The sequence below is a fragment of the Tahibacter caeni genome, assembly GCF_024609805.1.
GTDB lineage: Bacteria > Pseudomonadota > Gammaproteobacteria > Xanthomonadales > Rhodanobacteraceae > Tahibacter > Tahibacter caeni.
The window spans coordinates 1-5046 of sequence record NZ_JANFVR010000336.1 but is presented as its reverse complement, the minus strand read 5'-3'; the positions used below and the strand labels follow the sequence as shown (position 1 = coordinate 5046).

At 70.8% G+C, this 5046-nt stretch carries 6 protein-coding genes; 4 read left to right on the top strand and 2 right to left on the bottom strand.

Annotation, left to right across the window (positions count from 1 at the left end; genetic code table 11):
• On the top strand, window positions 1–746 hold a 746-nt coding region (locus NON22_RS20155; RefSeq protein WP_257388771.1), incomplete at its 5' end, for a hypothetical protein.
• Window positions 747–852: 106 nt separating this feature from the next.
• The gene (locus tag NON22_RS20150; RefSeq protein ID WP_257388770.1) at window positions 853–1779 is read left to right on the top strand and encodes a TIR domain-containing protein; all 927 of its coding nucleotides are present in this window, start codon (window positions 853–855) and stop codon (window positions 1777–1779) included.
• Window positions 1780–1794: 15 nt separating this feature from the next.
• Here the strand turns inward: NON22_RS20150 and NON22_RS20145 are convergent, their stop codons facing one another.
• The gene (locus tag NON22_RS20145) at window positions 1795–2826 is read right to left on the bottom strand and encodes an isoaspartyl peptidase/L-asparaginase family protein (protein WP_257388768.1); all 1032 of its coding nucleotides are present in this window, start codon (window positions 2824–2826) and stop codon (window positions 1795–1797) included.
• Between the two features lie 159 nt (window positions 2827–2985).
• Complete coding sequence (locus NON22_RS20140; protein WP_257388767.1) at window positions 2986–3999, bottom strand: cyanophycinase; 1014 nt, start codon at window positions 3997–3999, stop codon at window positions 2986–2988.
• A 71-nt stretch (window positions 4000–4070) separates the two neighbouring features.
• Between NON22_RS20140 and NON22_RS20135 the strand changes: the two genes are divergently transcribed.
• Both NON22_RS20135 and NON22_RS20130 read left to right on the top strand, forming a co-directional pair.
• A complete protein-coding gene (locus tag NON22_RS20135; protein WP_257388766.1) occupies window positions 4071–4685 on the top strand; it encodes an RNA polymerase sigma factor in 615 nt (204 codons plus the stop codon).
• Window positions 4686–4693: 8 nt separating this feature from the next.
• On the top strand, window positions 4694–5046 hold a 353-nt coding region (locus tag NON22_RS20130; protein ID WP_257388765.1), incomplete at its 3' end, for a FecR/PupR family sigma factor regulator.

Genomic DNA, 5046 nt, shown 5'->3' with positions numbered 1-5046 from the left:
CGCCGTGGGCGGCGCTCTGCGATCAGGTCGTGCAGCGCGCGGCGCCGGCGCTCACGCGGCCGGCGCGCGAACGGCTGCAGGAGGACTATCTGCTGATCGTCGTGCGTGAGTTCGACGCGCCGCTGAGCGCGCGCGAGCTGCTCGCCCGCGTCGACCCGGTGCCGCTGCTGTCGGGCGAGGAGCGCGAGCTGTCCGAGTCCGCGCGCGCCGACGTGCTGCGCCAGCGTTTCTCCTACTACGCCGACGACCTGGTCATACTGACCTGGGACCGCGCGCTCATCGTCGAGCCGCGCGGCGAGTCCGACGTCGCCGACGTGCTCGAAGTGGCCAATGCGCAGCTGCTGGAGCTGCGCTACTACGACGAGCTGCTCGACGCCGAGCTGCCGCAGATGTATCACGAGGTGGAGCGCGCACGCCACGCGCGCGGCCTGCTCGCCGCGCGCCATTTCGCGCATCTCGCGCGGCGTCTGCACACCCAGGTCGCCGAAGTCACCGAGCTGACCGAACGGATCGACAACGCGCTGCAGGTCACCGAGGACGTCTATCTCGCGCGCGTCTATTCCGCGGCGCTGACCTTGTTCCGCGTGCCGACCGTCGCAGCCGCGGTCGACCGCAAGCTGTCGATCGTGCGCGACACCTACACGGCCCTCTACGACGAGGCCTCCAGCCGCCGCGCCGAGCTGCTCGAAATCGCGATCGTCGTGCTGATCCTCATCGAGATCGTGCTCGGACTGGTGAAGGGCTGAAACCGCGCCCCCGTCGCTGAGAGGGCGCCCGCCGTCGCATCAGAGAGAGCCGGGGCCCGCAGTCCGGCGCCGCCGCTCAGCCGCCAGGGGAAACCGAGCAATGCCCATGAGAGACCGCTTCGCGTCCGCTGCGGACGTCGTCGACGCACTGCTCGGCCAGCGCATCGTGCAGGGCAATCGCGACGCCGCCGCGGAACTCGCCGCCGTCGGCGATCTCGTCGAATTCCTGCCGGGGCAGCTGCTGATGGAACAGGGCACGACGGAACAGGACCTGTTCTTTCTGCTCGCCGGCCGCGTCCAGATCGTCATCAACGGCATACGGCTTTACCCGCGCGAGGCCGGCGTCGCCGTCGGCCAGATGTCGGCGATCGATCCGCGCCTGCCGCGCGCCGCAACGGTCAAGGCCGACACGCCGGTCGTCGCGCTGCGGGTCAGCGGGCGCCGCTTCGCCGAGATCGCCCACCGTCATTCCCGCCTCTGGGAGTTGCTCGCCCAGGAACTGGCCACGCGCATCGCCCACCGCAATCTGTTCATCAAGCGCGCCAACCCGCAGCCACGCGTGTTCCTGATCTGCTCGCAGGAGGCGCAGGAAACCGCCGAAGCTGTACGCAGCGGGCTGAGCGCACAGGCAGCGAACGTGGTGCTCTGGAGCGACGACCAGATCTTCCCGCCAGGCAGCTATCCGCTGGAAAACCTCGAGCGCGAGGTCCATCTCGCCGATTTCGGCATCGCGTTCGCGCAGCCCGACGATCTGCTGCGCTCGCGCCACCGGCAGCGCGCGGCGCCGCGTGACAACGTGATTTTCGAACTCGGTTTTTTCCTGTCGCGGCTGGGCCGCCAGCGCACCCTGCTGCTGGTTCCGCGCAAGGAAAAAATCAAGCTGCCGTCCGACTTCAAGGGTGTGCTGCCGATCTACTACGAACTTTCCGGCGATCCGCAGCGGCGCGCCGTGGAGCTCGAGCCCGTGGTGCACGAAATCAGCCGTGCGATTGCCGCACACGGCGTGCGGCTGTCGTCGTTCGAATCCGGCTGAGGCGCCGCGCGCCAGTCAGGGCTCGGCCAGCTTGTCGTCCTTGTAGATCGCGACATGCGGGACGCCGTCGGCGCCGATCCAGCCGCGGTACATGCCTTCGGTGTTGAACGGCGTCGCGAAGCGGCCGTTGCGGTCCAGCGCGATCGCGCCGCCGTCGCCGCCGGCGGCGGGAATTTCCTTGTCGATGACGGCCTCGGCGGCCTCGCGCACGGACTGGCCCTTGTATTCCACGCGCGCGCAGATGTCGTGCGCGGCGACGGCGCGGATGTAGAACTCGCCCCAGCCGGTGCCGGATACCGCGCAGCTCGCGTTCGCGTACGTGCCGGCGCCGATGATCGGCGAGTCGCCGACGCGGCCCCAGCGCTTGTTGGTCATGCCGCCGGTCGACGTACCCGCCGCGAGCTGGCCCTTCGCGTCGAGCGCGACCGCGCCGACCGTGCCGAAGTGCTTGGCCGTCTCGACGTCGGCGTGCGCCTTCTTGTCCTGCTCTTCCTTCAGCGCCTTCTGCAGCTGCTGCCAGCGCTTCTCGATGCGGAAATACGACGGATCGACGAGGGCCATGCCGATGCCCTGCGCGAAGGCCTCGGCGCCGGTGCCGGTCAGCATCACGTGCGGGGATTTCTCCATGACCGCGCGCGCGAGCGCGATCGGGTTCTTCACGCGCTGCACCCCGGCGATCGCGCCGGCGCGGCGCGTGGCGCCGTCCATGATCGCCGCGTCGAGCTCGTTCTTGCCGTCGTGGGTGAACACGGCGCCGCGGCCCGCGTTGAACTGCGGCGAATCCTCGAGCACGACGATGGCCGCGCTGACCGCGTCGAGCGCGGGCTTGCCGGCGGCCAGTTCCGCATGACCGGCGCGCAGCGCCGCTTCGAGCGCGGCGCGTGCGGCCTTTTCGTCGTCGGCCGTCAGGCTCGCGCGCTCGACGCCGGCGCCCCCGTGGATCACGAGCACGGTCCTGGCCGGCGGCGCTTCCGCCGCGCCCGCCAGCGACGCACCCATCAGCAGCGGCATCGCGGCGATGCCGGAAAACAGGTTCTTCATGTGCATCCTCGATTCATGGGAGCGCCGGCCGGAATTCGATTGTCGCCACGGCCGATCCGGCAGCGAGTGGGCCGGCCGTCGCCGCCGGCGCCCGGCCGAACCGGCGAAACACGCAGGTAAACGGAAAGCAGCCCGGCAGACACGTGCAACAGGTAACGGGCCGGCTCAGGGCGCGCGCCGGCTCAGACGTCCGGCCTCGACGTCGTAGCGCGCCTCGAACGCGGGCCGCTCGACGCGGAAGTCGCGCAGATGCAGCCGGCCGTCCGTGCCGATGCCGGTCACGGGCACGTCGCGAAAGCTCAGCGGCTTGCCGGCCGCATAGACGTCGGCCGAGCGCTGCGGCCGGAACAGCCAGACATGGCCGCCGTTGCCGCTGAACACGCGGCCTTCGCCGTCACCGGCTATGCACAGCGCCGTGTATTCGTCGATGCCGAGACCGACGAGGTCGCTGCGCTTCTGTTCGTGAGCCAGACGCGCGAGGAAAGTGATCAGGCGGCCCTGGCGTTCGCGCTTGCCGAAATGGCTGTCGGTGATCACGCGCTCGAGGTACGGCATGTGCAGGAAATCGCCGACCAGGGTCACGGCCGGGCCGGCCGGCTCGGCCAGCGCGTCGGGCGAGGTCAGGCTGCCGCCGTCCATCGCGCCGTAGGCGTACGCGCCGAGCACGGCAAGGCCGGCGCTCGTGCCGCCGATGGGCTTGCCCGCGCGCACGTGGGCATCGATTGCCGCATTCAGCGGCGTGCCTTTCCAGAAGCGCACATAGTTGGACTGGTCGCCGCCGGCCAGAAAAAGGCCGTCGGCTTCGCGCACGATGCGCAGCACTTCGGCGTCGCTCGCGGCGCGGCGGTCGGTGAACACGAGCGTCTGCGCCGCGGTGATGCCGCCGACGTCGTGGAAGAACTCGTTCTGCGCCTCGACGTCGCCGGAAGCGCGCAGGATCACGATGCGGCCGTGGCCGGCGCGTGCGACGAACCAGCGGAACGCGTCGTAGGGCCAGTCGCCGCCGCCGACGAGCATCAGGCCCGGCTGCACCGGTTCGGGCCGCGGCTTGGCCAAGTCGCCGATCGCGTAATAGGTGTAGCCGTCGCGCGCGGCGTCGGCCGCCGGTGCCGCAGTCGCGAAGACGAACCCGGCGAGCGCGAGGCCGCAGAGCAGGTGGCGGAACGAGGTCAGGCGCATCGTGCTCCCCGGCAGCGAACGGATTCCATCGAAGACGAACCAGCCGGCGCCATCCCTACGCGACCATGGGCATGCCCACCGACCCGTGCGGCGGCCGCGCGATCGGCTATCGTCGCGCGATGGACAAAGCTCTCGACGCCTGGTTCGTCCGCGAAATCCTCGTCCACGAGGCCTCGCTCGCGCAGTATCTGCGCCGCGGCTGGCCGCACGCCGACGAGCTGCACGACCTGCGCCAGGAGGTCTACGTGCGCGTCTACGAGGCCGCGGCCAAGGCGCTGCCGCAGCAGCCCAAGTCCTTCCTGTTCGCGACCGCGCGCCACCTGATCACCGACCGGCTGCGCCGCGGCCGCGTTGTCTCGATCGAACCGGCGGGTGATTTCGAGTCCTTGAACGTCTTGGTAGACGAGGTCTCGCCGGAACAGCGCTGCGGCGCGCGGCAGATCCTCAAGCGGCTGGCGGAGGCGCTGGACCGGCTTCCCGACCGCTGCCGCCAGATCGTCTGGCTGCGCCGCGTCGAGGACCTGCCGCAGAAGGAAGTCGCGTCGCGGCTCGGCATCAGCGAGAAGGCCGTGGAAAAGCAGATCGCCAAGGGCATGCGGCTGCTGGCCGAGCACTACCACGGCCAGGCCGCCGCGCCCGCCGCCGCCGCTTCCGGCGCACGGCGCCGCGGCGTGGTCACGGAATAGGAATTCGCATGAATGCAGGCAGCAGACAGATCGAGCACGACGCGGCGGCCTGGCTGGCCCGCCGCGACGGCGGCGACTGGTCGGCTGAGCAGGCCGACGCGCTGGAACGGTGGCTCGCCGCAGCGACCGCGCACCGCGTCGCGTTCCTGCGCCTGGAGGCGGCCTGGACCGAGAGCGGCCGGCTCAAGGCGCTCGGCGCCGGTCTAGCGCGCGGCGAACTGCCAGAACGCGGGCGCTGGTCGCAGACCCGCTTCGCCCTGCATGCGTCCGGCGCCGAGGACACCGAAGCGCGTCACCGCGCGCTGGCCGACGCCGCGACGACGCGCGCGCAGCGGCGCGCGCGCGGGACCAAGCCGGCACG

What these genes read in the sequence shown, in the direction of transcription:
- NON22_RS20150 (WP_257388770.1), top strand. Translation starts at nt 853, where the DNA reads ATGAGAGACCGCTTCGCGTCCGCTGCGGACGTCGTCGACGCACTGCTC.
- NON22_RS20145 (WP_257388768.1), bottom strand. Translation starts at nt 2,826, where the DNA reads ATGCACATGAAGAACCTGTTTTCCGGCATCGCCGCGATGCCGCTGCTG.
- NON22_RS20140 (WP_257388767.1), bottom strand. Translation starts at nt 3,999, where the DNA reads ATGCGCCTGACCTCGTTCCGCCACCTGCTCTGCGGCCTCGCGCTCGCC.
- NON22_RS20135 (WP_257388766.1), top strand. Translation starts at nt 4,071, where the DNA reads ATGCCCACCGACCCGTGCGGCGGCCGCGCGATCGGCTATCGTCGCGCG.